Source organism: Streptomyces sp. NPDC004561, from assembly GCF_053602155.1.
In genome coordinates this window covers 1-26695 of sequence record NZ_JBSGDB010000068.1, presented here as the reverse complement: position 1 = coordinate 26695, position 26695 = coordinate 1, and the positions used below count along the sequence as shown (strand labels likewise).

At 68.1% G+C, this 26695-nt stretch carries 38 protein-coding genes and 1 pseudogene; 4 read left to right on the top strand and 35 right to left on the bottom strand.

Annotation, left to right across the window (positions count from 1 at the left end):
- The 35 genes and pseudogenes from ACWEN3_RS12380 to rpsL all read right to left on the bottom strand — a co-directional run.
- A pseudogene (locus ACWEN3_RS12380) lies at positions 1–104 on the bottom strand (DNA-directed RNA polymerase subunit alpha); the annotation flags it as partial.
- 143 nt (positions 105–247) lie between these two features.
- Positions 248–652 carry a 30S ribosomal protein S11 gene (rpsK, locus tag ACWEN3_RS12375; protein ID WP_003956432.1) on the bottom strand — a complete coding sequence of 135 codons (405 nt, stop codon included), beginning with the start codon at positions 650–652 and terminating at the stop codon, positions 248–250.
- 70 nt (positions 653–722) lie between these two features.
- Complete coding sequence (gene rpsM, locus ACWEN3_RS12370; protein WP_020135802.1) at positions 723–1103, bottom strand: 30S ribosomal protein S13; 381 nt, start codon at positions 1101–1103, stop codon at positions 723–725.
- Positions 1104–1296: 193 nt separating this feature from the next.
- A complete protein-coding gene (rpmJ, locus tag ACWEN3_RS12365) occupies positions 1297–1410 on the bottom strand; it encodes a 50S ribosomal protein L36 (RefSeq protein ID WP_003998809.1) in 114 nt (37 codons plus the stop codon).
- Between the two features lie 60 nt (positions 1411–1470).
- Positions 1471–1692, bottom strand: a complete 222-nt coding sequence (infA, locus tag ACWEN3_RS12360) for a translation initiation factor IF-1 (RefSeq protein WP_003948620.1) — start codon at positions 1690–1692, stop codon at positions 1471–1473.
- 232 nt (positions 1693–1924) lie between these two features.
- Positions 1925–2761: a type I methionyl aminopeptidase gene (gene map / locus ACWEN3_RS12355; RefSeq protein WP_452969058.1), complete on the bottom strand. Its 837-nt coding sequence runs from the start codon at positions 2759–2761 to the stop codon at positions 1925–1927.
- A gap of 99 nt (positions 2762–2860) precedes the next feature.
- Positions 2861–3523, bottom strand: a complete 663-nt coding sequence (locus ACWEN3_RS12350; RefSeq protein ID WP_452969055.1) for an adenylate kinase — start codon at positions 3521–3523, stop codon at positions 2861–2863.
- Positions 3523–4836, bottom strand: a complete 1314-nt coding sequence (gene secY, locus ACWEN3_RS12345; RefSeq protein WP_452969052.1) for a preprotein translocase subunit SecY — start codon at positions 4834–4836, stop codon at positions 3523–3525. The genes ACWEN3_RS12350 and secY overlap by 1 nt, the downstream gene beginning before the upstream one ends.
- 189 nt (positions 4837–5025) lie before the next feature.
- A complete protein-coding gene (gene rplO / locus ACWEN3_RS12340; RefSeq protein ID WP_190189399.1) occupies positions 5026–5481 on the bottom strand; it encodes a 50S ribosomal protein L15 in 456 nt (151 codons plus the stop codon).
- Between the two features lie 2 nt (positions 5482–5483).
- Complete coding sequence (gene rpmD / locus ACWEN3_RS12335) at positions 5484–5666, bottom strand: 50S ribosomal protein L30 (protein WP_004927226.1); 183 nt, start codon at positions 5664–5666, stop codon at positions 5484–5486.
- On the bottom strand, positions 5666–6271 hold the full coding sequence (rpsE, locus tag ACWEN3_RS12330) for a 30S ribosomal protein S5 (RefSeq protein WP_015658456.1): 606 nt from the start codon (positions 6269–6271) through the stop codon (positions 5666–5668). The genes rpmD and rpsE overlap by 1 nt, the downstream gene beginning before the upstream one ends.
- Before the next feature lie 37 nt (positions 6272–6308).
- Positions 6309–6692, bottom strand: a complete 384-nt coding sequence (rplR, locus tag ACWEN3_RS12325; RefSeq protein WP_067045323.1) for a 50S ribosomal protein L18 — start codon at positions 6690–6692, stop codon at positions 6309–6311.
- Between the two features lie 3 nt (positions 6693–6695).
- Positions 6696–7235: a 50S ribosomal protein L6 gene (rplF, locus tag ACWEN3_RS12320; RefSeq protein WP_452969047.1), complete on the bottom strand. Its 540-nt coding sequence runs from the start codon at positions 7233–7235 to the stop codon at positions 6696–6698.
- A 24-nt stretch (positions 7236–7259) separates the two neighbouring features.
- A complete protein-coding gene (gene rpsH, locus ACWEN3_RS12315; RefSeq protein WP_007384075.1) occupies positions 7260–7658 on the bottom strand; it encodes a 30S ribosomal protein S8 in 399 nt (132 codons plus the stop codon).
- A 209-nt stretch (positions 7659–7867) separates the two neighbouring features.
- Complete coding sequence (locus tag ACWEN3_RS12310; protein WP_003948630.1) at positions 7868–8053, bottom strand: type Z 30S ribosomal protein S14; 186 nt, start codon at positions 8051–8053, stop codon at positions 7868–7870.
- Positions 8054–8058: 5 nt separating this feature from the next.
- Positions 8059–8616 (bottom strand): 50S ribosomal protein L5, encoded by a 558-nt coding sequence (gene rplE / locus ACWEN3_RS12305; RefSeq protein WP_061920719.1) that lies wholly within the window; start codon positions 8614–8616, stop codon positions 8059–8061.
- Positions 8616–8939: a 50S ribosomal protein L24 gene (gene rplX, locus ACWEN3_RS12300; protein WP_076097138.1), complete on the bottom strand. Its 324-nt coding sequence runs from the start codon at positions 8937–8939 to the stop codon at positions 8616–8618. The genes rplE and rplX overlap by 1 nt, the downstream gene beginning before the upstream one ends.
- A 2-nt stretch (positions 8940–8941) precedes the next feature.
- Positions 8942–9310 (bottom strand): 50S ribosomal protein L14, encoded by a 369-nt coding sequence (gene rplN, locus ACWEN3_RS12295; protein ID WP_003998823.1) that lies wholly within the window; start codon positions 9308–9310, stop codon positions 8942–8944.
- A 100-nt stretch (positions 9311–9410) separates the two neighbouring features.
- Positions 9411–9695 (bottom strand): 30S ribosomal protein S17, encoded by a 285-nt coding sequence (gene rpsQ / locus ACWEN3_RS12290; protein WP_153539280.1) that lies wholly within the window; start codon positions 9693–9695, stop codon positions 9411–9413.
- Positions 9695–9919 carry a 50S ribosomal protein L29 gene (gene rpmC / locus ACWEN3_RS12285; RefSeq protein WP_161226990.1) on the bottom strand — a complete coding sequence of 75 codons (225 nt, stop codon included), beginning with the start codon at positions 9917–9919 and terminating at the stop codon, positions 9695–9697. The genes rpsQ and rpmC overlap by 1 nt, the downstream gene beginning before the upstream one ends.
- A complete protein-coding gene (gene rplP / locus ACWEN3_RS12280; RefSeq protein WP_452969041.1) occupies positions 9919–10338 on the bottom strand; it encodes a 50S ribosomal protein L16 in 420 nt (139 codons plus the stop codon). The genes rpmC and rplP overlap by 1 nt, the downstream gene beginning before the upstream one ends.
- 5 nt (positions 10339–10343) lie before the next feature.
- The gene (gene rpsC / locus ACWEN3_RS12275; protein WP_003998826.1) at positions 10344–11165 is read right to left on the bottom strand and encodes a 30S ribosomal protein S3; all 822 of its coding nucleotides are present in this window, start codon (positions 11163–11165) and stop codon (positions 10344–10346) included.
- The gene (rplV, locus tag ACWEN3_RS12270) at positions 11165–11512 is read right to left on the bottom strand and encodes a 50S ribosomal protein L22 (RefSeq protein ID WP_019329637.1); all 348 of its coding nucleotides are present in this window, start codon (positions 11510–11512) and stop codon (positions 11165–11167) included. The genes rpsC and rplV overlap by 1 nt, the downstream gene beginning before the upstream one ends.
- Positions 11513–11555: 43 nt before the next feature.
- On the bottom strand, positions 11556–11837 hold the full coding sequence (gene rpsS / locus ACWEN3_RS12265; RefSeq protein WP_452969038.1) for a 30S ribosomal protein S19: 282 nt from the start codon (positions 11835–11837) through the stop codon (positions 11556–11558).
- 12 nt (positions 11838–11849) lie between these two features.
- Positions 11850–12686: a 50S ribosomal protein L2 gene (gene rplB / locus ACWEN3_RS12260; protein ID WP_031167077.1), complete on the bottom strand. Its 837-nt coding sequence runs from the start codon at positions 12684–12686 to the stop codon at positions 11850–11852.
- Between the two features lie 38 nt (positions 12687–12724).
- Entirely contained in the window at positions 12725–13144 is a 420-nt protein-coding gene (gene rplW, locus ACWEN3_RS12255; RefSeq protein WP_190018758.1) for a 50S ribosomal protein L23, read from the bottom strand.
- Complete coding sequence (gene rplD / locus ACWEN3_RS12250; protein ID WP_067299849.1) at positions 13144–13794, bottom strand: 50S ribosomal protein L4; 651 nt, start codon at positions 13792–13794, stop codon at positions 13144–13146. The genes rplW and rplD overlap by 1 nt, the downstream gene beginning before the upstream one ends.
- Positions 13795–13802: 8 nt before the next feature.
- Positions 13803–14447, bottom strand: a complete 645-nt coding sequence (gene rplC, locus ACWEN3_RS12245; RefSeq protein ID WP_020135811.1) for a 50S ribosomal protein L3 — start codon at positions 14445–14447, stop codon at positions 13803–13805.
- Positions 14448–14464: 17 nt separating this feature from the next.
- Entirely contained in the window at positions 14465–14773 is a 309-nt protein-coding gene (gene rpsJ, locus ACWEN3_RS12240) for a 30S ribosomal protein S10 (protein WP_003948644.1), read from the bottom strand.
- Between the two features lie 437 nt (positions 14774–15210).
- Entirely contained in the window at positions 15211–15516 is a 306-nt protein-coding gene (locus ACWEN3_RS12235) for a hypothetical protein (RefSeq protein WP_452969033.1), read from the bottom strand.
- A gap of 114 nt (positions 15517–15630) precedes the next feature.
- Positions 15631–16590 (bottom strand): hypothetical protein, encoded by a 960-nt coding sequence (locus ACWEN3_RS12230; RefSeq protein ID WP_452969030.1) that lies wholly within the window; start codon positions 16588–16590, stop codon positions 15631–15633.
- Between the two features lie 160 nt (positions 16591–16750).
- Entirely contained in the window at positions 16751–17944 is a 1194-nt protein-coding gene (gene tuf, locus ACWEN3_RS12225) for an elongation factor Tu (protein WP_452969027.1), read from the bottom strand.
- 155 nt (positions 17945–18099) lie between these two features.
- A complete protein-coding gene (gene fusA / locus ACWEN3_RS12220; protein ID WP_452969024.1) occupies positions 18100–20226 on the bottom strand; it encodes an elongation factor G in 2127 nt (708 codons plus the stop codon).
- Between the two features lie 39 nt (positions 20227–20265).
- Positions 20266–20736, bottom strand: coding sequence for a 30S ribosomal protein S7 (gene rpsG, locus ACWEN3_RS12215; RefSeq protein ID WP_003992340.1), 471 nt, complete (start codon positions 20734–20736; stop codon positions 20266–20268).
- 2 nt (positions 20737–20738) lie between these two features.
- On the bottom strand, positions 20739–21110 hold the full coding sequence (rpsL, locus tag ACWEN3_RS12210) for a 30S ribosomal protein S12 (protein ID WP_003948652.1): 372 nt from the start codon (positions 21108–21110) through the stop codon (positions 20739–20741).
- 378 nt (positions 21111–21488) lie between these two features.
- Here rpsL and ACWEN3_RS12205 point away from each other — a divergent pair, with 378 nt between their 5' ends.
- The 4 genes from ACWEN3_RS12205 to ACWEN3_RS12190 all read left to right on the top strand — a co-directional run.
- Complete coding sequence (locus ACWEN3_RS12205) at positions 21489–22259, top strand: Crp/Fnr family transcriptional regulator (RefSeq protein WP_452969022.1); 771 nt, start codon at positions 21489–21491, stop codon at positions 22257–22259.
- A 129-nt stretch (positions 22260–22388) separates the two neighbouring features.
- The gene (locus ACWEN3_RS12200) at positions 22389–23285 is read left to right on the top strand and encodes a hypothetical protein (protein WP_452969020.1); all 897 of its coding nucleotides are present in this window, start codon (positions 22389–22391) and stop codon (positions 23283–23285) included.
- Positions 23282–25483: a hypothetical protein gene (locus tag ACWEN3_RS12195; protein ID WP_452969018.1), complete on the top strand. Its 2202-nt coding sequence runs from the start codon at positions 23282–23284 to the stop codon at positions 25481–25483. Before ACWEN3_RS12200 ends, ACWEN3_RS12195 begins: the two co-directional genes overlap by 4 nt.
- Before the next feature lie 29 nt (positions 25484–25512).
- A partial coding sequence (locus ACWEN3_RS12190; protein ID WP_452969016.1) for a hypothetical protein occupies positions 25513–26695 on the top strand: 1183 nt, incomplete at its 3' end.

The following is a 26695-nucleotide window of genomic DNA, read 5'->3' as shown; positions in this document are numbered from 1 at the left end:
CCGAGGGTGTAGCCGAAGCCCGGCTCCAGCGGCTCGATCACGAACCGGGAGCGGAACTCGTCGACGACCTCTTCGGTCAACGAGGGACGCTGAGCGATCAGCATGCGTGGATCAGATCCTTCATTCGTGGACGCCCGCTATTTGACGTCCGACGGAGACCGCGCCAATGAGAGGCGCGGGTACTGCAAGGGTACGGGCGGCACGACCCTTTCGGACCGTGCCGCCCGGACCAGCGACCTGTGAAGCGTCAGACGCGGCGACGCTTCGGCGGGCGGCAGCCGTTGTGCGGGGTCGGGGTGACGTCCTGGATGGAGCCGACCTCGAGGCCCGTGGCCTGCAGGGAGCGGATCGCGGTCTCACGACCGGAGCCCGGGCCCTTGACGAACACGTCGACCTTGCGCATGCCGTGCTCCTGGGCGCGGCGGGCGGCCGACTCGGCGGCCATCTGCGCGGCGAACGGCGTGGACTTCCGGGAGCCCTTGAAGCCGACGTGGCCGGCGGAGGCCCAGGAGATCACGTTGCCGGACGGGTCCGTGATCGAGACGATCGTGTTGTTGAACGTGCTCTTGATGTGCGCGTGGCCGTGAGCGACGTTCTTCTTTTCCTTGCGGCGCACCTTCTTGGCAGCGCCCTGACGACCCTTGGGGGGCATCTACTAACTCCTACGGGGAGGTGGTCGGTCCTACAGCGAAGACCGCTGATGAAGCGTTGTCCGCTGAGGACTACTTCTTGCCCGGCTTCTTCTTGCCGGCGATGGCGCGACGCGGGCCCTTGCGGGTGCGGGCGTTGGTGCTGGTGCGCTGACCGCGGACGGGCAGACCGCGACGGTGACGGAGACCCTGGTAGCAGCCGATCTCGACCTTGCGGCGGATGTCGGCCTGGATCTCGCGACGGAGGTCACCCTCGGTCTTGATGTTGTTGTCCACGTACTCGCGGATCGCGACGAGCTGCTCTTCGCTCAGGTCACGAACACGGGTGTTCGGGTCGATGCCCGTCTCCGCCAGCGTCTGCTGCGAAAGGGTCCGGCCGATGCCGAACACGTAGGTGAGGGCGACCTCCACGCGCTTTTCGCGCGGGATGTCAACACCGGAAACGCGTGCCACTTAATGGCTCCTGGTGATCTTCGGAGGTCTTCCGCAGAACCGATTCCCAGCCGCCGTACCAGGTACGAACTGGGTCCCCGGCCTCCGAACCGGGGGTGTCAGGCGCCTTAGGCACCTGGATTCTGCGTATGAACATATTCAGCTCGCGTCGCGCGAATCTCTGCGATGTCGATGCAGAGGGTTTGGTCGTGCGTCAGCCCTGGCGCTGCTTGTGGCGCGGGTTCTCGCAGATGACCATGACCCGGCCGTGACGGCGGATCACCCTGCACTTGTCGCAGATCTTCTTGACGCTCGGCTTGACCTTCATTGGGTGAGGTTCTCCGGGTCAGTGCCATCGCACCGGGCAGGCCCGGTGCGCGGGCAAGATCTACTTGTACCGGTAGACGATCCGGCCACGCGTCAGGTCGTACGGAGACAGCTCCACCACGACCCGGTCGTCAGGGAGGATACGGATGTAGTGCATACGCATCTTGCCGCTGATGTGTGCCAGGACCTGGTGGCCGTTCTGGAGCTCGACCTTGAACATGGCGTTCGGCAGAGACTCGACGACAGTGCCCTCGATCTCGATGGCACCTTGCTTCTTGGCCACGCTTCGCCCTTCGAATCGACTACCTTGATCGACTCTCACGCTTCCCTTGCGGGCGCATGCGGACATGCGGGTGCACGAGAGCCGACGAGTCAGTCTACGTCGGCGCACCCGGAAAGGCGAATCGAGGGAGTCTGCCCCACTCGGGTGATCCCTATGCCGGCGGCGGGTCGGGCGCCGCCGTCCGGGGCCGTCAGAAAGCGGCGGACGCTGCTCGTAGCGGTCCTGGCCGTCGTCAGCCCAGCGGGTCGGGCGCCGTCGTCACGCCGTACTCCGCCAGCTTCGCTCTGCCGCCGTCCGGGGCCGTCAGGACCAGCGGGCCCTGCTCGGTGAGGGCGACGGAGTGCTCCCAGTGGGAGGACCAGGTGCCGTCGGTCGTGATGACCGTCCAGTCGTCGGAGAGCACCTCGGTGCGGGGGGTGCCGAGGGAGACCATGGGCTCGATGGCGAGGCAGAAGCCGGGCACCAGCTTGGGGCCCTTGCCGCGGCGGCGGTCGACGTAGTTCAGCAGGTGCGGGTCCATGTGCATCTCGGTGCCGATGCCGTGGCCGCCGTAGTCCTCGATGATGCCGTAGCGGCCGCCGCCCGGCTTGGGCTGGCGCCGGATGTAGGTCTCGATCGCCCGGGAGACGTCGACCAGGCGGTTGCCCAGCTTCATCGCCGCGATGCCGGCCCACATGGACTCTTCCGTCACCCGGGACAGCTCCACCAGCTCCGGGGAGTGACCGGAGCCCACGAAGGCCGTGTACGCGGCGTCGCCGTGCCAGCCGTCGACGATCGCGCCGCAGTCGATGGAGATGACGTCGCCGTCCTTGAGGACGACCTCGTCGGACGGGATGCCGTGGACGACCACGTCGTTCACCGAGGTGCAGATGGTCGCCGGGAAGCCGCCGTAGCCCAGGAAGTTCGACTTGGCGCCGTGCTCGGCGAGGACCTTGCGGGCGACCTCGTCCAGATCCTTGGTGGAGGCGCCCGGCACCGCGGCTTCACGGGTCGCCGCGTGGATGGCGGCTACGACCAGGCCCGCCGCACGCATCTTGGCGATCTGCTCGGGCGTCTTGATCTGCACCATGGGGGCCTGCGCTCTCCGTCACTCGCGTCGGCTGGGTTACGTACACAACAGTACGGCCGCGGCGCCCGGGCAGGGCACCGCGGCCGGAAGGGCCGGGATCTACTTCTCGGCCTTCTCGCGCTTGAGGGCCTCCAGGGCCCGCTGCGTGATCTCGTCCACCGGGCCCAGGGAGGAGATCGTCACGACCAGGCCCTGCGCCTTGTAGTAGTCGATGATCGGCTCGGTCTGCGTGTGGTAGACCTCCAGCCGCGTGCGGACCGTGTCCTCGGAGTCGTCGTCGCGCTGGTACAGCTCACCGCCGCAGACGTCGCAGACGCCCTCCCGCTTCGGCGGGCTGTACGTCACGTGGAAGACGTGCGAGGAGTCGTTGCGGCAGATGCGCCGGCCGGCGATCCGCTTGACGACCTCGTCCTCGGGGACCTCCAGGTCCAGAACGGCGTCCAGCGTGATCCGCTCGGACTCCAGCAGCTGGTCCAGCGCCTCCGCCTGCGACACGTTGCGCGGGAAGCCGTCCAGCAGGAAGCCGTTCACCGCGTCCGACTGCTCCATGCGGTCCTTGGCCATCGCGATGGTGACCTCGTCCGGCACCAGCTCGCCGCGGTCCATGTAGGACTTCGCCAGCTTGCCCAGCTCGGTCTGCCGGCTGATGTTGGCCCGGAACAGATCACCCGTGGAGATGTGCGGGATGGCCAGCTGCTCTGATAGCCGGACGGCCTGCGTTCCCTTACCGGCACCCGGCGGCCCGACGAGGACGATACGCATCAGCGGAGGAACCCTTCGTAATTGCGCTGCTGGAGCTGGCTCTCGATCTGCTTCACCGTCTCGAGACCGACACCCACGATGATCAGGATGCTGGTACCGCCGAACGGGAAGTTCTGGCTTGCCCCGAAGCCCACCAACGCCATTGTCGGTACGAGAGCGATCAGCCCCAGATACAGCGAACCCGGCCAGGTGATCCGGTTGAGCACGTAGCTGAGGTACTCAGCGGTCGGTCGGCCAGCCCGGATGCCCGGGATGAAGCCACCATACTTCTTCATGTTGTCGGCGACTTCCTCGGGGTTGAAGGAGATCGCCACGTAGAAGAACGCGAAGAAAACGATGAGCAAGAAGTACAGAGTGATGTAAATCGGGTGGTCGCCCTTGGTCAGATTCTGCTGGACCCACTGCTTCCAGCCCGAGTTACCCCCCGCGAACTGCGCCACGAGTGCCGGAATGTAGAGCAGCGACGAGGCGAAGATGACCGGAATCACACCCGCCTGGTTCACCTTGAGCGGGATGTACGTGGACGTACCACCGTAGGAACGACGGCCGATCATGCGCTTCGCGTACTGCACCGGGATGCGGCGCTGGGCCTGCTCGACGAAGACGACGAGCGCGACCATGACCAGGCCGACCAGGATGACCGTGCCGAACTCGATCCAGCCGCCGGCCAGGGTGCCCTGCTTCTTGATCGCCCACAGCGCGGACGGGAAGGTCGCGGCGATCGAGATGAACATCAGGATCGACATGCCGTTGCCGATGCCCCGGTCGGTGATCAGCTCGCCGAGCCACATCACGACGGCCGTGCCGGCGGTCATGCAGACGACCATCGTGATCGTCGTGAAGATCGCCTGGTTCGGGACGATGCTCGAGGCGACCGAGCAGCCGTTGAAGAGCGCGCCGCTGCGGGCGGTGGCGACCAGACCGGTGCCCTGGAGGATGGCGAGGGCGACGGTCAGGTAACGCGTGTACTGCGTGATCTTCGCCGTACCGGCCTGGCCCTCCTTCTTCAGGGCTTCCAGGCGCGGGATGACCACGGTCAGCAGCTGGAGGATGATGCTGGCCGTGATGTACGGCATGATGCCGAGCGCGAAGACCGTGATCTGCAGCAGCGCGCCACCGCTGAACATGTTCACGAGGCCGAAGAGGCCCTGGTTGGCCCCCGCCTCGCTCACACACTGCTGGACGGCCTTGTAGTTGACGCCGGGGATCGGGATGTGGGTACCGACCCGGTAGACCACGATGATGGCCAGCGTGAAGAGCAGTTTCTTGCGCAGGTCGGGCGTCCTGAACGCCCGGGCGAACGCGGTGAGCACGGTGCCTCCTGCGACCCCCACGCAAGTGCGTCAAGGGTGACGGTCTGAGGTTCGACGAATACGAAAAAGAACAGTGCAGGCCACCTTACCGGCGACACTGCCCCCCTTGGAACGACCAACCGGGGATACCCCATTGTGAGGTATCCCCGGTCGGGACCGTTTACGTCATCGAAGCGCCTGAGGAAGTGCTCAGACGAGCTCGGTGACCGTACCGCCGGCGGCGGTGATCTTCTCCTTGGCGGAGCCGGAGACGGCGTCGACCGTCACCTGCAGCGCCACGGAGAGCTCGCCCTGGCCGAGGACCTTGACGAGGCTGTTCTTGCGAACGGCACCCTTGGCCACCAGACCCTCGACCGTGACCTCGCCACCCTCGGGGTAGAGCGCGGCCAGCTTGTCGAGGTTCACGACCTGGTACTCGGTCTTGAACGGGTTCTTGAAGCCCTTCAGCTTCGGGAGGCGCATGTGCAGCGGCATCTGGCCGCCCTCGAAGCGCTCCGGAACCTGGTAGCGGGCCTTGGTGCCCTTGGTACCACGACCGGCCGTCTTACCCTTCGACGCCTCACCACGACCGACACGGGTCTTGGCGGTCTTGGCGCCGGGGGCGGGACGGAGGTTGTGGATCTTCAGCGGGTTCTGCTCCGCCATGATCAGTCGACCTCCTCGACCGTCACGAGGTGGCGGACGGTGTGCACCATGCCGCGGAACTCGGGGCGGTCCTCCTTGACGACCTGCGTGTTGATGCCCTTGAGACCAAGGGAGCGCAGGGTGTCACGGTGGTTCTGCTTGCTGCCGATGTAGGACTTGACCTGCGTGATCCTGAGCTGAGCCATCACGCACCCGCCCCGGCACGAGCACGCAGCAGAGCCGCGGGGGCGACGTCCTCCAGGGGCAGACCACGGCGGGCCGCGACCTCCTCGGGACGCTGCAGGCCCTTCAGGGCCTCCACGGTCGCGTGCACGATGTTGATCGCGTTGTCGGAGCCGAGCGACTTCGACAGGATGTCGTGGATACCGGCGCACTCGAGCACGGCACGCACCGGGCCACCGGCGATAACGCCGGTACCGGGGGACGCGGGCTTGAGCAGCACGACGCCGGCAGCCTTCTCACCCTGGATGGGGTGGGGGATGGTGCCCTGGATCCGGGGGACCTTGAAGAAGTGCTTCTTGGCCTCCTCAACACCCTTGGCGATGGCGGCCGGCACCTCCTTGGCCTTGCCGTAACCGACACCCACGGTGCCGTCACCATCGCCCACCACGACCAGCGCGGTGAAGCTGAAGCGACGACCACCCTTCACAACCTTGGCGACGCGGTTGATCGCGACGACGCGCTCAACGTACGCGGTCTTCTCGGCGGCAGCAGCGCCGCCGTCACGGCCCTTCCGGTCCCGCCGCTCGCCGCCACCGGCACCGCCACCGCGGCGCTGGGGTCCAGCCATTGGATTTACCTCTCTCTTTTCCGCTAGCTACGGCGGCTCAGAACCTGAGCCCGGCCTCGCGGGCGGCGTCCGCCAGGGCGGCGATGCGCCCGGCGTACTGGTTGCCACCACGGTCGAACACGACGGCCTCGACACCGGCGGCCTTGGCGCGCTCGGCGACCAGGGCGCCGACCTGCTTGGCCTGCGCGGACTTGTCGCCCTCGCCACCACGGATCGAGCTGTCCAGAGTGGACGCCGAAGCCAGGGTGTGGCCCTTCAGGTCGTCGATCACCTGCGCCACGATGTGGCGGTTGGAGCGGGTCACGACCAGACGGGGACGCTCCGCCGTACCGGAAAGGTTCTTGCGGATCCGGATGTGACGGCGCTTGATCGCGGCGCGCTTGTAGGCGTCGCCCTTGAGGATCTTCTGCCCGTATGCCATGGCTTACTTACCCGCCTTTCCGACCTTGCGGCGGATGACTTCGCCCTCGTACTTGACGCCCTTGGCCTTGTACGGGTCAGGCTTGCGCAGCTTGCGGATGTTGGCCGCAACCTCGCCGACCTTCTGCTTGTCGATGCCCTCGACCGAGAACCGGGTGGGGGCCTCCACCTTGAAGGTGATGCCCTCGGGGGCCTCGATGACGATCGGGTGGCTGTAGCCGAGCGCGAACTCGAGGTTCGAGCCCTTGGCGGTCACGCGGTAACCGACACCACTGATCTCGAGCTTCTTCACGTAACCCTGGGTCACGCCGGTGATCATGTTCGCCACCAGCGTGCGGGACAGGCCGTGCAGGGCCTTGTTCTGACGCTCGTCGTTCGGGCGGGTGACGTTCAGGACGCCGTCCTCACCCTTGACGATCTCGATCGGTGCCACGACGGTGTGGGTCAGCTCGCCCTTGGGGCCCTTGACCTTGACCGTACGGCCGTCGATGGTGACGTCCACGCCGGCGGGAACCGCGATGGGGAGCTTGCCGATGCGCGACATAGCTGTTTCCTCCGTTCCCTTCTGCTACCAGACGTAGGCGAGGACTTCCCCACCCACGCCCTTCTTGCCGGCCTGCTTGTCGGTGAGGAGCCCGTGCGACGTGGAGATGATCGCCACGCCGAGGCCGCCGAGCACCTTCGGCAGGTTGGTGGACTTCGCGTACACCCGGAGACCGGGCTTGGAGATCCGCTTGATGCCCGCGATGGAGCGCTCACGGTTCGGGCCGAACTTCAGCTCGAGAACGAGGTTCTTGCCGACCTCGGCGTCCTCGACCTTCCAGCCCGTGATGAAGCCCTCCTGCTGGAGGATCTCCGCGATGTGCGACTTGATCTTCGACGCCGGCATCGTCACGGAGTCGTGGTATGCCGAGTTCGCGTTCCGCAGACGCGTAAGCATGTCTGCGATCGGATCAGTCATGGTCATGAATTGGCCTTCGGCCTCTCTCGCCGGGGTTTCCTGGTGCGCCATCCCTCTCCCCGATCCGAGACGGGACGGGTGCGGCGCGGTGGACCTACGGCGTAGTAAGTCGTACGGGCGACAGACGCCCAACCCCACAAGCCTAAGGCATGCGGAGGTGGGCCTCTGCCGACCCAGATGCTTACCGAGAGTCTCCGGAATCCCTAAAAGGGGGATTACCAGGAGCTCTTGGTCACGCCCGGCAGCTCGCCACGGTGAGCCATCTCACGAAGGCACACGCGGCACAGGCCGAACTTGCGGTACACGGAGTGCGGACGGCCGCAGCGCTGGCAGCGGGTGTAGCCACGCACACCGAACTTGGGCTTGCGAGCAGCCTTGGCAATCAGAGCCTTCTTCGCCATCTCGCTCACGCCTCCTTGAACGGGAAGCCGAGGTGACGAAGGAGCGCGCGGCCCTCAGCGTCGTTGGTCGCCGTGGTGACCACGGTGATGTCCATGCCCCGGGTACGGTCGATCTTGTCCTGGTCGATCTCGTGGAACATGACCTGCTCCGTGAGACCGAAGGTGTAGTTGCCACGGCCGTCGAACTGCTTGGGGGACAGGCCGCGGAAGTCGCGGATGCGCGGCAGCGCGAGCGACAGGGTGCGGTCCAGGAACTCCCACATGCGGTCGCCACGGAGCGTGACGTGGGCACCGATCGGCTGGCCCTCACGCAGCTTGAACTGCGCGATGGACTTGCGGGCCTTGGTGACGGCCGGCTTCTGACCGGTGATGGTGGTCAGGTCGCGGATCGCGCCCTCGATCAGCTTCGAGTCACGGGCGGCGTCGCCGACACCCATGTTGACCACGATCTTGACGAGGCCGGGAACCTGCATGACGTTCTCGTACTTGAACTCGTCACGCAGCTTGCCCGCGATCTCCTCGCGGTACTTCTGCTTCAGACGCGGAGTGGTGGTGGTAGCCATCAGATGTCCTCACCCGTCCGCTTGGCAACGCGGATCTTGTTGCCCTCGTCGTCGAAGCGGTAACCGACACGCGTGACGACCTTCTGACCGTCCTTCTCCACGACCAGCTGGACGTTGGAGACGTGGATCGGGGCCTCGGTGGTCACGATGCCGCCGGCCTGGGAACCGCGAGCGGTCGGACCGGCCTTGGTGTGCTTCTTGACCCGGTTGACACCCTCGACCAGGACGCGCTCCTCGCGCGGGTAAGCGGCAATGACCTTGCCCTGCTTGCCCTTGTCCTTACCGGTGATGACCTGGACCAGGTCGCCCTTCTTGATCTTCATGCTTACAGCACCTCCGGCGCGAGCGAGATGATCTTCATGAACTTCTTCTCGCGCAGCTCACGGCCGACCGGGCCGAAGATACGGGTGCCGCGAGGGTCGCCGTCGTTCTTCAGAATGACGGCGGCGTTCTCGTCGAAGCGGATGTACGAGCCGTCCGGACGACGGCGCTCCTTGACGGTGCGAACGATGACCGCCTTGACGACGTCACCCTTCTTCACGTTGCCACCGGGGATCGCGTCCTTGACGGTGGCGACGATGACGTCACCGATGCCCGCGTAGCGGCGACCGGAGCCACCGAGCACACGGATGCAAAGGATCTCCTTCGCACCAGTGTTGTCGGCGACACGCAGTCGCGACTCCTGCTGGATCACGTCTATCTCCTGTTTGTCTGCCGGTTCCCCGGGGGCCGCTCAACCGAGCGGCCCCCGGAGCCTGGCGGAACTGTCCTGCGAGGGGCGCCCCGCAGGAGAATTACTTGGCCTTCTCGAGGATCTCGACGACGCGCCAGCGCTTCGTCGCGGACAGCGGCCGGGTCTCCATGAGGAGGACGCGGTCGCCGACACCCGCGGCGTTCTGCTCGTCGTGCGCCTTGAGCTTGTTCGTACGGCGGATGACCTTGCCGTACAGCGCGTGCTTGACACGGTCCTCGACGGCGACGACGACGGTCTTGTCCATCTTGTCGCTGACGACGAGACCCTCACGGGTCTTGCGGAAACCGCGCGCCTCGGTGTTCTCAGTCACGTTCTTCTCGCTCATCAGGCGTTCTCCACCGTCTCGATGCCGAGCTCACGCTCACGCATGAGGGTGTAGATCCGGGCGATGTCCTTGCGGACCGCCTTCAGACGGCCGTGGTTCTCGAGCTGACCGGTCGCCGCCTGGAAGCGGAGATTGAACAGCTCTTCCTTGGCCTCGCGGAGCTTCGCCAGAAGCTCCTCGTTGTCCAGCTCGCGCAGCTCGGACGCCTTGGTACCGGCCGACATCACGCTTCACCTGCCTCGCGCTTGACGATCCGGCACTTCATCGGCAGCTTGTGGGCCGCACGAAGCAGCGCCTCACGGGCGATCTTCTCGTTGGGGTACGAAAGCTCGAACATCACGCGTCCGGGCTTGACGTTGGCGATCCACCACTCCGGAGAGCCCTTACCGGAACCCATGCGGGTCTCGGCAGGCTTCTTGGTGAGGGGACGGTCCGGGTAGATGTTGATCCAGACCTTGCCACCACGCTTGATGTGACGCGTCATGGCGATACGAGCGGCCTCGATCTGACGGTTCGTCACATACGCCGGGGTGAGCGCCTGGATGCCGTACTCGCCGAACGCAACCGTCGTGCCACCCTTGGCAGCGCCGCTGCGTCCGGGGTGGTGCTGCTTGCGGTGCTTGACCCTACGGGGGATCAGCATTTCGGTCAGGCCTCCGTTCCGGTGCTCTCAGCCGGAGCGGACGCGGGAGCCTCGGCCTTGGGGGCCTCGGCGCCGGCAGCCTGCTGCGGCTTGCGACCGCGCCGCTCGCCACCACGGCCACCACGGGCCGGGCGGTCGGCGCCACCGCGGGCCGGGCGGTTACCCGCACGGGCGGCAGCGTTCTCGGCGCGGACCTCGGCGATGTTCTTGACGTCGCCCTTGTAGATCCAGACCTTCACACCGATGCGGCCGAAGGTCGTCTTGGCCTCGAAGAAGCCGTAGTCCACGTTCGCGCGGAGCGTGTGCAGGGGCACGCGGCCCTCGCGGTAGAACTCCGAGCGGGACATCTCGGCGCCGCCGAGGCGGCCGCCGCACTGGATCTTGATGCCCTTGGCGCCGGCCTTCATCGCCGACTGCATGCTCTTGCGCATGGCACGGCGGAAGGAGACGCGGGAGGAGAGCTGCTCGGCGACGGCCTGGGCAACCAGCTGAGCGTCGGTCTCGGGGTTCTTGACCTCGAGGATGTTCAGCTGGACCTGCTTGCCCGTGAGCTTCTCGAGGTCACCGCGGATGCGGTCGGCCTCGGCGCCACGGCGGCCGATGACGATGCCCGGACGAGCGGTGTGGATGTCCACACGCACGCGGTCACGGGTGCGCTCGATCTCAACCTTCGAGATGCCGGCGCGCTCCATGCCGGACGTCATCATCCGACGGATGGCGACGTCTTCCTTGACGTAGTCCTTGTACAGCTTGTCGGCGTACCAACGCGACTTGAAGTCGGTCGTGACACCGAGCCGGAACCCGTGCGGGTTTACCTTCTGGCCCATTACCGGGTTCCTTCCTTGCTGCTGACGACCACGGTGATGTGGCTGGTCCGCTTGCGGATCCGGTAGGCGCGGCCCTGGGCACGCGGACGGAACCGCTTCAGGGTCGGGCCCTCGTCGACGTACGCCTCGGAGATGTAGAGGCTGTCGGCGTCGGTGTGGTCGTAGTTGTGCGCGGCGTTGGCGATGGCGCTGTCGAGCACCTTGCCGACCGGCACGGAGGCTGCCTGCGGAGCGAATCGCAGAACAGCCTGGGCCTCCGTGGCGTCCATGCCACGGATGAGGTCCACCACGCGGCGGGCCTTCATGGGCGTGACGCGGATGTACCGCGCCTGGGCCCTGGCTTCCATGGTTGTCCCTTCAGTTACTTACGTGTCTGAATGCGATCCGCTACTAGCGGCGCTTCGACTTCCGGTCTTCCTTGACGTGGCCCCGGAAGGTGCGGGTCGGCGAGAACTCGCCGAGCTTGTGGCCGACCATCGACTCGGTGACGAACACCGGGATGTGGGTCTTGCCGTTGTGCACCGCGATCGTGTGGCCGAGCATGGCCGGGACGATCATCGAGCGACGGGACCAGGTCTTGATGACGTTCTTGCTGCCGGCTTCGTTCTGGACGTCCACCTTCTTCATCAGGTGGTCGTCGACGAAGGGCCCCTTCTTCAAGCTACGAGGCATCTCAACCCGTCCTTAGCGCTTCTTGTTCGTCTTGCGGCGGCGGACGATGTACTTGTTCGACGCCTTCTTGGGCGAACGAGTACGGCCTTCCTTCTTGCCCCACGGGGACACAGGGTGGCGACCACCGGACGTCCGGCCCTCACCACCACCGTGCGGGTGGTCAACCGGGTTCATCACGACACCACGGACGGTCGGGCGAACGCCCAGCCACCGCTTACGGCCGGCCTTACCCCAGTTGATGTTGCTCTGCTCGGCGTTGCCGACCTCACCGATGGTGGCGCGGCAGCGGACGTCGACCAGGCGGATCTCGCCGGACGGCATGCGCAGGTGGGCCATCGAGCCCTCCTTCGCGAGCAGCTGCACGGAGGCACCGGCGGAGCGGGCGAACTTGGCACCGCCACCGGGACGGAGCTCGATCGCGTGGATCGTGGTACCGACCGGGATGTTGCGGAGGGCCAGGTTGTTGCCCGGCTTGATGTCGGCCCCGGGACCGTTCTCGACGCGGTCACCCTGCTGCAGGTTGCGCGGGGCGAGGATGTAGCGCTTCTCGCCGTCGGCGTAGTGCAGCAGCGCGATGCGCGCGGTGCGGTTGGGGTCGTACTCGATGTGCGCGACCTTCGCCGGCACGCCGTCCTTGTCGTGACGACGGAAGTCGATCACTCGGTAGGCGCGCTTGTGTCCGCCACCCTGGTGGCGAACGGTCACACGACCGGCGTTGTTACGGCCGCCCTTGCTGTGCAGGGGGCGGACCAGCGACTTCTCCGGCGTGGACCGCGTGACCTCGACGAAGTCGGCGACGCTGGCGCCACGACGGCCCGGCGTAGTCGGCTTGTACTTGCGGATTCCCATTTCTCAGTCCTCGTCCGATATCGGACGATCCGACCCGCTTACGCGGTCGGACCGCCGAAGATGTCGATACGGTCGCCCTCGGCGAGGGTCACGATCGCGCGCTTGCTGCCGGCACGCTGACCGAAACCGGTCTTCGTGCGCTTGCGCTTGCCCTGGCGGTTGATCGTGTTGACCCCGGTGACCTTGACGTCGAAGACCGCCTGGACGGCCTGCTTGATCTGGGTCTTGTTGGCGTTCGGGTCGACGATGAACGTGTACTTGTTCTCGTCGAGGAGCGCGTAGCTCTTCTCGGAGACGACCGGCTTCAGCAGGACGTCACGGGGGTCCGTGTACGACTTGCTCAGCGGGGTCTCGACGGTGTTCTTGCCCTCGGTGGCGTGGCGACGCGCCTTGGCGACGCGCGCGGCCTTGGCGGCCTTGGCGGCCTTGGAGGCAATGCTCGGGTGACGCGTAGCCATCAGGCCTCGCTCCCTTCGGTGTCAGCGGCCTTGGGGCCAGACACGAAGGACTCGAAAGCGGCCTGGGTGAAGACCACGTCGTCCGAGACGAGAACGTCGTACGTGTTCAGCTGGCCCGGCTCCAGGATGTGGACCTGGGGCAGGTTGCGGGCGGACAGCCACGCGGCCTCGTCGGAGCGCTCGACGACCAGGAGCAGGTTCTTGCGCTCCGAGATCTTGCCGAACAGGCTCTTGGCGGCCTTGGTGGAGATCGCACCCTCGACCACGCCGGAGACGACGTGGATGCGGTTGTGACGCGCCCGGTCGGTGAGGGCACCGCGCAGGGCGGCGGCCTTCATCTTCTTGGGGGTCCGCTGCGAGTAGTCACGCGGCACGGGACCGTGCACGACGCCACCACCGGCGAACTGCGGCGCGCGGGTCGAACCCTGGCGGGCGCGACCGGTGCCCTTCTGGCGGTACGGCTTCTTGCCACCACCGCGGACCTCGCCACGCGTCTTGGTCTTGTGCGTGCCCTGACGGGCAGCGGCCAGCTGCGCGACGACGACCTGGTGGATCAGCGGAACGCTGACCTTGGCGTCGAAGATCTCCGCGGGGAGCTCGACGGAACCGGCCTTGTCGCCCGCCGGCGAAAGGATGTCAACAGTGCTCATCGGTTACCTCAGGCCCCCTTGGCCGCGGTGCGGACCAGGACGAGGCCGCCGTTCGGACCGGGAACCGCGCCCTTGATGAGCAGCAGACCCTTCTCCGCGTCAACGGCGTGGACGGTCAGGTTCTGGGTGGTGACCCGCTCGTTGCCCATGCGACCCGCCATGCGGAGGCCCTTGAACACGCGGCCCGGGGTGGCGCAGCCACCGATGGAACCGGGCGAGCGGTGCTTGCGCTGGGTGCCGTGTCCGGCGCCGAGGCCCTTGAAGTTGTGACGCTTCATGACACCGGCGAAGCCCTTGCCCTTGCTCTTGCCGGTCACGTCGACCTTGATGCCGGCCTCGAACACCTCGGCGGTGATCTCCTGGCCGAGGGTGTACTCGCTGGCGTCAGCGGTACGGATCTCGACGAGGTGGCGGCGGGGAGTGACGTCGGCCTTGGCGAAGTGGCCCTTGAGGGGCTTGTTCACCTTGCGCGGGTCGATCTCGCCGAAGGCGATCTGGACCGACTCGTAGCCGTCGACATCGTTCGTACGAACCTGGGTGACGACGTTGGGGCCGGCCTTGACGACGGTGACCGGAACAACACGGTTGTTCTCGTCCCACACCTGCGTCATGCCGAGCTTCTCGCCCAGGATGCCCTTGATCTGCTTAGCCATTCTCAGCTCACCGACCCTCAGAGCTTGATCTCGATGTCGACACCGGCCGGGAGGTCGAGTCGCATCAGAGAGTCAACGGTCTTGGGGGTGGGGTCGAGAATGTCGATCAGGCGCTTGTGCGTGCGCATCTCGAAGTGCTCGCGCGAGTCCTTGTACTTGTGCGGCGACTTGATGACGCAGTACACGTTCTTCTCAGTGGGCAGCGGCACCGGGCCCGCGACCGACGCACCAGTGCGGGTCACCGTCTCGACGATCTTCTTCGCCGAGGAGTCGATGACCTCGTGGTCGTAGGCCTTGAGCCGGATGCGGATCTTCTGTCCCGCCATGGCTACTCAGTAGTCCTGTCTCTTCTAACGCTCTGGAACCCGGTGTTTCTCTGGTTCGCTCCGACCCACGCGGTCGGGCGTGTCGCGCTCCCACTGACACAGATGTCCCTTGTTCGAACATCCCTGCGGGAATGCACACGGCCCTTCCGGAACCGCAGACCGGGGGCGAAAGGCCCACCGGGCGCCTGGCCGGTGCCGCGCCCACACTTCCCGGAAGATTCCCGTACGTCCGCCCCAGTGCTGCCCGAAGGCAGTTAGGGCGACGAGTACTGTGGGACTCGCTTCCAGTCCTCCCGGCGGGAGGCGCGCAGCATCAACACTCGACCGAGCAACTCGGACAGTCTGCCATATGGGGCGGGGGCTCCGCCAATCGAGCCGAAGAGATTACCCCGAAGGTGACGTAGGTCAAACCGGGGCCCGTCGCGGGCCGGTCACGGTCAGGTGGTGGACCGTACGTCGGTGCAGCCGCGCCGCTGCGCCTCGTGCTCGGCGAAGGCCTTCAGGGCGGAGCGGGCGAACGAGGCGGAGTAGTGCGGCACCGGATAGCTGTCGGTGTCCCTGTCGTACAGGTGGTAGAGCACGAACACCGCCTGCTGCGCGGACCGGGGCACGTGGCCGTGGTCCAGGGCGTGCTTGTCGGTGTACAGCGTGTTGATCGTGTGCTGCAGGATGCGAGCCTGCGGCTCGGTGTGCTGCCCGGCCTGGTGGTAGCCGCCCGGTCGTCGCGGCCTCCAGCGCCGCACCGAAGCGCGCCGCCACTTCCTGCCATGACAACCCCCGTGTGCCGTGCTGACGTGACCGCGTCACGGTAGCAAATGACCGGCTGCCGCAGGGCAGTTGACCACGGGGACCGACCGTCAGGGCCCCGTCGGCACCAGGTTGTTCGTGTTCAGGAGGTTTCCCCCGGCCGGGAGGCCGCGGGCTGTGCGGGACTCGCCGATGGCGGGGTCGCGGACCGAGACGGTCAGGGTGTAGGGCGGCTGGCCGGTGATGGTGTTGTGGGAGTCCACCGGTGTCATGAGCCCCTGCGTCACGGTGTGGGCGTCGTAGCCGGGGCACAGGGCCTTCAGCGGCAGGACGACCTCGCCGCCCCCACCACCGGTCAGGTCGATGCGCGTGCTGTCGGCGCCGTCCGCCTTCCCGCCGGTGCTCCAGGTGACCGGCAGGCCGTACGCCCCGGCGACCAGTCCGTGCGGCCCCTCGATCTCCACCGCGACGCCTTCACCGCCAAGGGTCCGGGACAGTTTCAGCGAGCCCTTGGGGCCCGGCGCGAACAGCAGCCCGACGTTCAGGTGGCCGGGGGCTCTGGACAGCCGCTCGTAGCCGTAGGAGCCGAGCACGAGCTGCGGGCCCGGCCGCGGGTGGTCGGGGGAATCCGGTGGCGGGGGCGAGGAGGCGTCCGCGGGGAGCGGGAAGTAGTGGTAGCCCCTGGCGCCGCAGTGGTCGCCGTCGGAGACGCCGCCTCCGGGCAGTGCCACGGCCTCGGCCGGACCGGACGCGGGCGGGCCGAACCACGAGAGCAGGTCCATCTGGTAGGCGCCCAGGAGCACCACGGCCGCCGCCGCCAGCCAGGGCACCGTGGCGGTCGCCCTCGCGCGCAGCGCGCCGCCCCTGGGTCCGCGCGGGCGCGACGCCGCCCTGGGCCTGCCCCGGAGCCGGCGGGCCAGCATCCTGGCCCGCGCCGACGGCTCCTTGGGCGCGGGCCCTCCGCCGCCCTCGGCCGCGTCCCGCAGGAACGCCGCCCACTGCTCGTCGGATATGGCGGACGGCTCGTCCGGGTGCTCGTCGGGGCCTTCGGCGGGCGGGACGGTACTCACGCGGTGAACCCTTCGCTGGGGCGGGGCCGGGGCATCGGTCATGATGCCGTACGCGTGTGACATGCCCCGTACGGGAAGGGCTGCGGGAACGCCGAAGAGGCCCGTACGACCGAAGTCGTACGGGCCTCTCCTGGGTCAGTGACCTTCAAGCAAGCGGAACTTACTTGACGATCTTGGTGACCTGGCCGGCGCCCACGGTGCGGCCACCCTCACGGATGGCGAACTTCAGGCCCTCCTCCATGGCGACGGGCTGGATGAGCTCCACCTTCATCTCGGTGTTGTCACCCGGCATGACCATCTCGGTGCCCTCGGGGAGGGTCACCACGCCGGTCACGTCCGTCGTACGGAAGTAGAACTGCGGGCGGTAGTTGTTGAAGAACGGCGTGTGGCGGCCACCCTCGTCCTTGGAGAGGATGTAGGCCTGCGCCTCGAACTCGGTGTGCGGGGTGACCGAGCCCGGCTTGATGATGACCTGGCCGCGCTCGACGTCCTCGCGCTTGATGCCGCGGAGCAGCAGACCGACGTTCTCACCGGCCTGGCCCTCGTCGAGCAGCTTGCGGAACATCTCGATACCGGTGACCGTGGTGGTGGTCTTCTCGGTCTTGATGCCGATGATGTCGACGGTCTCGTTGACCTTGAGGACACCACGCTCGATACGGCCGGTGACGACCGTACCGCGACCGGTGATCGTGAAGACGTCCTCGATCGGCATCAGGAACGGCTTGTCGACGTCGCGCTCCGGCTCCGGGATCGCGGTGTCGACGGCGTTCATGAGGTCCAGGACGGACTGGGTCCACTCGGCGTCGCCCTCAAGCGCCTTCAGCGCGGAGACACGAACGACCGGCAGGTCGTCGCCCGGGAACTCGTACTCGGAGAGGAGCTCACGGACCTCGAGCTCGACGAGCTCCATGATCTCCTCGTCGTCCACCATGTCGGCCTTGTTCAGGGCGACGACGATGTACGGAACGCCGACCTGGCGGGCCAGGAGCACGTGCTCCTTGGTCTGCGGCATCGGGCCGTCGGTGGCCGCGACCACGAGGATGGCGCCGTCCATCTGCGCCGCACCCGTGATCATGTTCTTGATGTAGTCCGCGTGACCCGGGCAGTCGACGTGGGCGTAGTGACGCGCCTCGGTCTGGTACTCGACGTGCGCGATGGAGATGGTGATACCGCGCTGGCGCTCCTCAGGAGCCTTGTCGATGTTGTCGAACGGGGTGGCCTCGTTCAGGTCCGGGTGAGCGTCGTGCAGCACCTTGGTAATGGCGGCCGTGAGGGTCGTCTTACCGTGGTCGATGTGACCGATGGTGCCGATGTTGACGTGCGGCTTAGTCCGCTCGAACTTCGCCTTCGCCACTGGGGTCCTCCTGTGGAGTGGTTCTGTACGCCTTACTTCATCGGCGCCAGGTGATCTTTGCTGGAAAGCCCGGAACCCGGGGCAAACATCCGTGTTTGCGGTTGTTTGCCCCTTGAGGCTCCGGAGTCAAGCCTACGGCGTGTGAACGCGGAGCGTTACTCGCCCTTGGCCTTCGCGATGATCTCCTCGGCGACGTTCCGCGGAACCTCGGCGTAGGAGTCGAACTGCATCGAGTAGCTTGCGCGACCCGACGTCTTGCTACGGAGGTCGCCGACGTAGCCGAACATCTCCGACAGGGGCACGAGGCCCTTCACGACGCGGGCACCAGCCCGCTCCTCCATGGCCTGGATCTGGCCACGGCGGGAGTTGATGTCGCCGATGACCTCACCCATGTAGTCCTCGGGCGTGGTGACCTCGACGGCCATCATCGGCTCAAGGAGCACGGGCGAAGCCTTGCGCGCGGCCTCCTTGAAGGCCTGCGAACCGGCGATCTTGAAGGCGAGCTCGGAGGAGTCGACCTCGTGGTAGCCGCCGTCGATCAGGATGACGCGCACGCCGGTCATCTCGTAACCGGCGAGGATGCCGAACTGCATGGCCTCCTGCGCACCGGCGTCGACCGAAGGGATGTACTCCTTCGGGATACGACCACCGGTCACCTTGTTCACGAACTCGTACGAGGCGTCGCCGCCCTCGATGGGCTCGATCGCGATCTGCACCTTGGCGAACTGACCGGTACCACCGGTCTGCTTCTTGTGGGTGTAGTCGACGCGCTCGACGGCCTTGCGGATCGTCTCGCGGTAGGCCACCTGCGGCTTGCCGACGTTGGCCTCGACCTTGAACTCACGGCGCATACGGTCGACCAGCACCTCGAGGTGCAGCTCGCCCATACCACCGATGATGGTCTGGCCGGTCTCCTCGTCCGAGTGGACCTGGAAGGACGGGTCCTCCTCGGCCAGGCGCTGGATCGCGACGCCCAGCTTCTCCTGGTCGCCCTTCGACTTGGGCTCGATGGCGACCTGGATGACCGGCGCCGGGAAGTCCATGGACTCCAGGATGACCGGGTTCTTGTCGTCGGCCAGCGTCTCACCGGTGGTGGTCTGCTTCAGGCCCATGACGGCGACGATGTCGCCGGCGCCCACCGAGTCGATCTCCTCACGCTTGTTGGCGTGCATGCGGTAGATCTTGCCGATGCGCTCCTTCTTGCCCTTGACGGAGTTCAGCACCGAAGAGCCGGACTCCAGGCGGCCCGAGTAAACCCGGACGAAGGTGAGCTTGCCGAGGTGCGGGTCGCTCATGATCTTGAACGCCAGCGCCGACAGCGGCTCGTCGTCGGACGGCTTGCGCTTGACGACGACCTCGGGGTCCTTGACGTCGTGGCCCTCGATGGCCTCGATGTCGACCGGGGACGGCAGGTAGCGCACGACCGCGTCGAGCAGGGGCTGAACACCCTTGTTCTTGAACGCGGTACCGCAGAACACCGGGGTGATGGTGGTGCCGGTGCCCTTGCCGGAGGCGATGGTGATACGACGGATCGCGGCGTACAGCTGCTCCTCGGTGGGCTCCTGGCCCTCCAGGAACAGCTCCATGATCTCTTCGTCGTTCTCGGCGACGGCCTCGACCAGCTTGCCGCGCCACTCCTCGGCGGCCTCGGCGTGCGTGTCGGGGATGTCGACGACGTCGTACATCTCGCCCTTGGTGGCCTCGGCGGACCACACGAGCGCCTTCATGCGGACCAGGTCCACGACGCCCTTGAAGTCGGCCTCGGCACCGATCGGGAGCTGCATGACGATCGGCTGAGCGCCCAGGCGGTCGACGATCATGTCGACACAGCGGTGGAACTCGGCACCGGTGCGGTCGAGCTTGTTGACGAAGCAAATACGCGGAACGCCGTAGCGGTCCGCCTGACGCCACACGGTCTCGGACTGCGGCTCAACGCCGGCGACACCGTCGAACACCGTCACGGCACCGTCGAGCACGCGCAGGGAACGCTCCACCTCGACGGTGAAGTCGACGTGACCCGGCGTGTCGATGATGTTGATGGTGTGGTCGACGTCCTCCAGCGGCCAGTGGCAGGTGGTGGCAGCAGAGGTGATCGTGATGCCACGCTCCTGCTCCTGCTCCATCCAGTCCATGGTGGCAGCGCCGTCGTGGACCTCACCGATCTTGTACGAAACGCCGGTGTAGAACAGGATCCGCTCGGTGGTGGTCGTCTTGCCCGCGTCGATGTGGGCCATGATCCCGATGTTGCGGACCTTGGCCAGGTCAAGTGAAGTGGTAGCCATAAGGCTTCAGTCTTCTCTCGGTCTCGATGTGGGTAGCGACTACCAGCGGTAGTGCGCGAAGGCCTTGTTGGACTCGGCCATCTTGTGCGTGTCCTCGCGCTTCTTCACAGCGGCACCCAGGCCGTTGGAGGCGTCGAGAAGCTCGTTGAGCAGACGCTCGGTCATGGTCTTCTCGCGACGGGCGCGGGAGTAACCGACGAGCCAGCGCAGCGCGAGCGTGTTGGCGCGACCGGGCTTGACCTCGATCGGAACCTGGTACGTCGCACCGCCGACGCGGCGGGACTTGACCTCGAGGGTCGGCTTGATGTTCTCCAGCGCGCGCTTCAGCGTGATGATCGGGTCGTTGCCCGTCTTCTCACGCAGACCCTCCATGGCGCCGTAGACGATGCGCTCGGCGGTGGAGCGCTTGCCGTTCAGCAGCACCTTGTTGATGAGCGACGTGACAAGAGGAGAACCGTAGACCGGGTCGATGATGACCGGGCGCTTCGGGGCGGGGCCCTTACGAGGCATTCTTACTTCTCCTTCTTGGCGCCGTAGCGGCTGCGGGCCTGCTTGCGGTTCTTGACACCCTGGGTGTCGAGCGAGCCGCGGATGATCTTGTAGCGAACACCCGGCAGGTCCTTCACACGGCCGCCGCGCACGAGCACGATGGAGTGCTCCTGCAGGTTGTGTCCCTCACCCGGAATGTAAGCGGTGACCTCGATGCCGCTGGTCAGACGCACACGCGCGACCTTACGCAGGGCCGAGTTCGGCTTCTTCGGGGTGGTCGTGAACACACGCGTGCAGACGCCGCGACGCTGAGGGGAACCCTCGAGTGCGGGCGTCTTGTTCTTCTCGACCTTGTCCTGCCGGCCCTTGCGGACCAGCTGCTGGATCGTAGGCACTACTTCTCCGGTTTCTGTGTGCCGATAGGTACAACTAACCTGGAACGTCTCCGACCCACGCGGTCGGGTGTGTCGAATCCGCCAGACTTCCGCCGCAAGGCGAGAAGGGCGCGAATTACGGTGGCCGATCGCGGCTCGCCATGCGGTTTGGAGGCACGCACAGGAGCCAGGGCACACCCCAGGCACAAGGTCTGAGCGTACCTACCTCACGGACTTCGGTCAAAACAAATGCAGTCCACCCCGACACGCCAGAGTTGTCCGGGTTCCCATCCTGGGGCATGTGACGCTTCCCGGTGAATCCCGGCCGTTCCGTCCTCGCGCGGCCCGCCGCTTCTGTACGTTGAGCGGTCGCTGCAGGGCTCGGGGGATGAGGGTTCCATGACGGGGGACATACCGCACGCGTTACCGCGGCAGGCACAGGACGAGACGGCGGGGGACGACGGTCTCGACGACCGGGTGCCGTTCCTGGCCCGGCTGGAGAAGGGGGACCGGGCCGGGCTGCTCGCGCTCGGCCACGAGCTGGACTTCGCGCCACGCGGTGTGCTGCTGCGCCAGCGGGAGCCGTCCTCGCACGTGCTGTTCGTCGTGCAGGGCTGGACCAAGGTCACGGCGGCGGCCGCCAGCGGCTACGAGGCGCTGCTGGCACTGCGCGGGCCCGGCGACATCGTCGGCGAGTCGGCCGCGCTGACCGGCCGGACCCGCTCGGCCACCGTGACCGCGCTGGAACGCGTACGGGCCGTGGCCGTCCAGCGCGAGCGCTTCACCGACTTCCTGGCCGGCTCTCCCGCCGTCTCCTTCGCCCTGCTCGGCCTCACCTCGGACCGCACCCGGGCCGCCGACCGGCGCCGCCTGGAGTTCGCCTCCATGGCCGTCAGGGAACGGTTCGCGACCCTCCTGCTCGACCTCGCCCGCACCCACGGCCGGCGCACCGCCGAGGGGGTCGTGCTGTCCGTGCCGCTGAGCAAGCAGGAGCTCGCCGGCTCCGTGGGCGCCTCGCGCGAGGCGGTGCAGCGGCTGCTGAAGGACCTGCGGGAGCGCGACGTGGTCCGCACCGGCCGCCGGGCGCTCGTGATCGTGCGGCCGGACGTCCTGCGCCGGATCGCACGCGGGGGCGACGGAGCGAGCGGCGCGCGCGGGCGCCTCACCTAGGCGCACGGGCGTTCTGTGCACACGGTCACAGTCCGAGTGGGTCATCCGTCCTCACGCCCCTTCCGTCCCCCGCGCCACCCTTCTGACGGCGGACGCGACCCGATCCAGCCAGGCAACCGAAAGGCGACCATGAACGACCCCGTGAGCCGGACGATGCTCCTGCTCGACATCGAGAAGTACAGCGACCGCGACGACGTCGAGCAGGCGTATCTGCGGCGCGTGCTGTACAACATCGCCGACCAGGCCCTGGAGCGCGCCGGCGTCGACGGGACCCGGCGGCTGCGGGCCGACCGGGGCGACTCCGTCATGGAGCTGATCGACGCCGGGGCCTCCGTCACGGCGCTGCTGCGGGCCCTGCTCACCGAGGTGCCGGCCCAGCTGTACGGTTACAACCGGCTCGCGTCGAGCTCCGCCCAGATCCGGCTGCGCGGGGTGGTCGCCACCGGGTACGTGGCCGTCGATGAGCACGGCGGCTGGGTCGGCTCCGACCTGAACCACGCCTGCCGGCTGCTCGACGCCCCGCTGCTGCGCGCCGCTCTGCGGGAGCGGGCCGACGGCTTCGCGCTGTGCGTGTCGGAGGGCGTGCACGCGGGGATCGTGCGCCACGACCACCACGGCGTCCGGGCCGCCGACTTCCACGCGGTGACCTTGACCAGCAAGAACGGGCCGCTGCGCGCCTGGCTCCACGGGCCGGTGCCGTGCGGCGCCGCGAACCACGGTGACACGGGGGAACCCCCGGTGCCGGCCACGTCGGGGGACGTATCGGCACCGGGGGCACCGGCCTCGGAGGCACCTGCGCCGGGGGCACCGGCCTCGGGGGCACCCGCCTCGGGGGCCCCGGTCGAGGCGGCGGCGTATCGACCCGAGGCGCCCGCCCCCGCGCGGGCCGGCGGGGTCGTGTTCGACTTCGGGAACGGCTCGCCCCGGTTCGGCGGGAGCCTCGTCGCCGGGGACCAGCACGGGGTGTCCGGCGGGCAGGTCACCGGGGACGTGCACCTCGGCGGGACGGCGGGTGAGGAGGCATGACGGCCGCCGCGGCGGCCGCGGCCGCCCCCGACGGCGGCGCGCCGGGCGCCGCTCCCCCCAAGCAGTCCCCTCCCGGCCAGTCGTCTCCCGGGCAGGCACCGCAGAGACAGCAGACGTCCGCCGAGGACCCGGCGTCCGACAGCGGCCTGGAGCCGGAGGCGGAGGGCACCCAGGAGGCCCGCGCCGCCCAGCGGGAGCTGGTCTCGCACACCCCGGGCTTCTTCCTCGGGGACGGGTCCCGCTTCGGCGGCAGCATGGTCGCCGGCGCCCAGCACGGCGTCTCGGGCGGCCGCGTCGACGGCGACGTCTACATGGGCGGCCGGACCGAGATCCACCACCACGGCGCCCCGGGCGCCACGCCCGACGCCTCCGGCGAGATACCCCGCGAGCAGATCGAGGCGCTGGCCGCCGTCTTCGCCGACGGGGCCGCCTTCACCACCGCGCTGGAACGGTTACGCGAGGAGCGGGTGCTCGTCCTCTCCGGCGCCCACGCCACCGGCCGCAACGCCGCCGCGCTGATGCTGGTGCACCGCCTGGCCGTCCCGGCCGTGCACGCGCTGAGCCCCGAGACCGCGCCCGCCGCCCTGAGCGGAGCGCTCACCCAGCCCGGCGGCTACGTCCTGCGCGACCTGCCCCTCAGCCGCAACCGCCCGCTGCGTGACACCCACGTGTTCGCGGCCCGCGACCAGCTCGTCAAGACCGGCGGCTACCTCGTCGTCACCGTCGAGAACTCACCCCACCTGCCCGGCGTCACACCCTGCCCCTGGGCTCCGCCGCCCGCCGAGGACGTCGTACGGGCCCTGCTCCGCCGGCGCAGACCGGACGACGCCGACGCCCTGCTCGCGCTCCCGCCGGTGACCGCCTTCCTCACCGGCGCCGACCGCCATCCGGCCGAGGCCGCCACGTTCGCCGAGGCGCTGGCGGTGTACGACGGCAGCCCGGAGGCGCTGGCACAGCTCGCGGACTTCGGACAGGCCGCGGTGGAGAAGCAGTGCCGGGACTGGCTCGGCGATCCGGAGACCGGGCTGCGAGAGAAGGCCTTCCTCATCGCGCTCGCCGTCTTCGACCAGGCGCCCTACGTCCTCGCCGCCGAACTCGCCGACAAGCTGTTCGTGCACTTCGAGGGGTTGCAGCACCCCGAACGGCCGCCGACCATCCCGGTGTTCGGGCCGGCCGCCGAGGACCGCCTCGCGCTCGCGCGGGCAGACGGGGAGGTACGGCAGGAGCAGACCGACTGGGGTCCGGTGCCGCAGTTCATGGCCGCCTTCCACGACGAGCGCACCCCCCAGGTCCTGCTCACCGAGGTGTGGACCAGCCACCCCTCGGCCCGCCCCGCCCTGGTCGACTGGCTCAGGCAACTCGCCCGCGACGGCCGCCCCCTGGTCCGCACCCGCGCCGCCGCAGCCGCCGCGCTGCTCGCCGCCGCCGACCTGCCCTCGACGATGGCGCTGCTCGTGGACGGCTGGGCGACCGCCCGCGGCCTCGGCCCGCGCGTCACCGCCGCCAACACCCTCACCCTGGCCCAGCTCCTCGGCGCTCCGGTCGTCCTGCGGCTGCTCACCCAGTGGTGCAACGACGTCCAGTGGGGCCGCCGCTGGACCGCCATCCGCGCCCTCGGCCTGCTCGCTCCGCTCCGCCCCGACCTGGCCGGCCCCGCCCTCGACGCGCTGGCCTCCCGTGCCCGGGTCGACGCCAGCAACCAGGCCGAGCAGGGCAACCTCACCGAGTCCGCCGCGCTGCTGCTGTCCGCCGGCCAGCGCCGCGGTGAGGTGCTCGCCGAGTTCGTGCGGCTGCTGTACCGGGACACCCCGGCGGTCCGCGACCTCGCCCTGGCCGCCTTCGCGCTCGCCTGCGACAACGCCGAGGACGGCGCGCTCGTCGGCTGGTACGCCGAGACCGGCATGTACCAGGGCGACACGGCCCGCGACATGGCGACCCTGTGGCGCACCGCGCTCAACGACCACACCCACACCCGGCCGGCGCTGGAGGCCCTGCAGACCTGGGTGCACGTCGCCGCCCGCCGCCCGGACGCCGCCGTGGCCCTGGAGCTGCTGCTGCCCGCGCTGGTCGTCACCGCGGACGACCGCAAGCGCCTCGACCACGAACTGCGCACCATGCGCGCGGAGGACGGAAGCCCGCACCCACCGCTGGCCGAACACCTGCTCAAGGTGCTGCACCCGGCCTCGGCCGCGCACTGAAAGACCATGAGAACAAGAGGAGTTGAGCCATGGCGGACTTCCGCCGACCGCCGGAGTGGACGCAGAACGCCGACCGGCACAGCGCACTGATCGACCCGGTGCTGACCGTTCGCCCGATCTCGCGCTTCGACTACACCGCCCGCCGACAGGTCGGCGCGATCGACCACGCCCTGGTCTTCGTGACCGCGAGCGGTTCGTACGACGTCTACATGCCGCCGAACCGCCCCAGCCGCACGGAGGCCGCGACCCGCCGCTACACCTCGGTGTACGAGGTGGACATGGGCAGCCACCCGGTCCAGCTGGAACTCGAACTGCCCAGTGACGACGACGCGTTCGCCTTCGGCGCGACCGCCGACCTCACCTGGCGGGTGGCGGATCCGATCGCCCTCGTGGCGAGCGGCGAACGGGACGTGCCGACCCGGCTCACCCGTGAACTGCAGCAGGTGGCCCGGCCGGTCACCCGGCGCTTCCCCATCGAGGACAGCCCGGCCGCCGAACGGGCCGTGCAGCGGGCGGTCGAGGAGGAGGGCAGCTTCGCCGCGGGCACCGGCCTGAACGTGACGTGCGTGGTGCGGCTGCGCCTGGACGACGACGCGATCGCCCACCGCCGGCGCAGGCGGACCCTGCGCTACGAGTCGGAGATGCTCGACCCGGAGCACGAGTACCGGATGCGCCAGGCGCAGCTGTCGCACCAGCTGGACGTGCTGCAGGAACAGCAGTCGCAGGCACTGGTCGCGCAGAAGATCGCGTTCTACCAGTACTGGCTCCAGCACGGCGGCGTCGCCGCCTGGGCCCTGCACCTCGCGGCCCATCCCAGGGACACCCGGATGGTCATCGGCACGCTGGAGAAGGACCAGCTCGGCACGATCCGCAAGGAACTCGAACTGATCGCCGGGGACAGCCTGGAGGACTTCCAGAAGGCCGAGTCGGCCCGCTCCGTGCTGCGTTCCGTGGACGACCTGATGCAGGAGCAGGCGGCGCCCCCGGCGCTGCCCCCGGGCATGCCCCCGCAGCAGCCGTACGTACCGCCCCAGCCCTACACCCCGGGCCCGCCGCCGGCCCCCTACGGCCAACCCGCCTATGACCAGCCGCCGTACGGTCAGCCGCCGCAGGGACAGCTCGACAGGGGCCCCGGGGAAGGCCTCGGCGGTACGCTGGACGAGTTCTTCGTACGGAAGCGGGGCCACGGACTCGGCCAGGGCACGCTCGACG

Coding starts and splice junctions, on each gene's coding strand:
- ACWEN3_RS12200 (WP_452969020.1), top strand. CDS start 22,389: ATGAACGACCCCGTGAGCCGGACGATGCTCCTGCTCGACATCGAGAAG.
- ACWEN3_RS12310 (WP_003948630.1), bottom strand. CDS start 8,053: ATGGCGAAGAAGGCTCTGATTGCCAAGGCTGCTCGCAAGCCCAAGTTC.
- rplB (WP_031167077.1), bottom strand. CDS start 12,686: ATGGGAATCCGCAAGTACAAGCCGACTACGCCGGGCCGTCGTGGCGCC.
- rpmD (WP_004927226.1), bottom strand. CDS start 5,666: ATGGCTCAGCTCAGGATCACGCAGGTCAAGTCCTACATCGGCAGCAAG.
- ACWEN3_RS12195 (WP_452969018.1), top strand. CDS start 23,282: ATGACGGCCGCCGCGGCGGCCGCGGCCGCCCCCGACGGCGGCGCGCCG.
- rplX (WP_076097138.1), bottom strand. CDS start 8,939: ATGAAGATCAAGAAGGGCGACCTGGTCCAGGTCATCACCGGTAAGGAC.
- ACWEN3_RS12205 (WP_452969022.1), top strand. CDS start 21,489: ATGACGGGGGACATACCGCACGCGTTACCGCGGCAGGCACAGGACGAG.
- fusA (WP_452969024.1), bottom strand. CDS start 20,226: ATGGCTACCACTTCACTTGACCTGGCCAAGGTCCGCAACATCGGGATC.
- rpsE (WP_015658456.1), bottom strand. CDS start 6,271: ATGGCTGGACCCCAGCGCCGCGGTGGCGGTGCCGGTGGCGGCGAGCGG.
- rplC (WP_020135811.1), bottom strand. CDS start 14,447: ATGGCTAAGCAGATCAAGGGCATCCTGGGCGAGAAGCTCGGCATGACG.
- rpsS (WP_452969038.1), bottom strand. CDS start 11,837: ATGCCTCGTAGCTTGAAGAAGGGGCCCTTCGTCGACGACCACCTGATG.
- rplO (WP_190189399.1), bottom strand. CDS start 5,481: ATGGCGGAGCAGAACCCGCTGAAGATCCACAACCTCCGTCCCGCCCCC.
- rpmC (WP_161226990.1), bottom strand. CDS start 9,919: ATGTCGGCCGGTACCAAGGCGTCCGAGCTGCGCGAGCTGGACAACGAG.
- rplF (WP_452969047.1), bottom strand. CDS start 7,235: ATGTCGCGCATCGGCAAGCTCCCCATCGCGGTTCCCGCCGGCGTGGAC.
- rplD (WP_067299849.1), bottom strand. CDS start 13,794: ATGAGCACTGTTGACATCCTTTCGCCGGCGGGCGACAAGGCCGGTTCC.
- rpsH (WP_007384075.1), bottom strand. CDS start 7,658: ATGACCATGACTGATCCGATCGCAGACATGCTTACGCGTCTGCGGAAC.
- rplE (WP_061920719.1), bottom strand. CDS start 8,616: ATGGCTACCACCACCACTCCGCGTCTGAAGCAGAAGTACCGCGAGGAG.
- rplV (WP_019329637.1), bottom strand. CDS start 11,512: ATGGAAGCCAGGGCCCAGGCGCGGTACATCCGCGTCACGCCCATGAAG.
- map (WP_452969058.1), bottom strand. CDS start 2,761: ATGGTGCAGATCAAGACGCCCGAGCAGATCGCCAAGATGCGTGCGGCG.
- rplW (WP_190018758.1), bottom strand. CDS start 13,144: ATGGCTACGCGTCACCCGAGCATTGCCTCCAAGGCCGCCAAGGCCGCC.
- rplP (WP_452969041.1), bottom strand. CDS start 10,338: ATGCTGATCCCCCGTAGGGTCAAGCACCGCAAGCAGCACCACCCCGGA.
- rpsJ (WP_003948644.1), bottom strand. CDS start 14,773: ATGGCGGGACAGAAGATCCGCATCCGGCTCAAGGCCTACGACCACGAG.
- ACWEN3_RS12350 (WP_452969055.1), bottom strand. CDS start 3,523: ATGCGTATCGTCCTCGTCGGGCCGCCGGGTGCCGGTAAGGGAACGCAG.
- rpsK (WP_003956432.1), bottom strand. CDS start 652: ATGCCCCCCAAGGGTCGTCAGGGCGCTGCCAAGAAGGTGCGCCGCAAG.
- rplR (WP_067045323.1), bottom strand. CDS start 6,692: ATGGCATACGGGCAGAAGATCCTCAAGGGCGACGCCTACAAGCGCGCC.
- rpsQ (WP_153539280.1), bottom strand. CDS start 9,695: ATGAGCGAGAAGAACGTGACTGAGAACACCGAGGCGCGCGGTTTCCGC.
- rpmJ (WP_003998809.1), bottom strand. CDS start 1,410: ATGAAGGTCAAGCCGAGCGTCAAGAAGATCTGCGACAAGTGCAGGGTG.
- rpsC (WP_003998826.1), bottom strand. CDS start 11,165: ATGGGCCAGAAGGTAAACCCGCACGGGTTCCGGCTCGGTGTCACGACC.
- rpsG (WP_003992340.1), bottom strand. CDS start 20,736: ATGCCTCGTAAGGGCCCCGCCCCGAAGCGCCCGGTCATCATCGACCCG.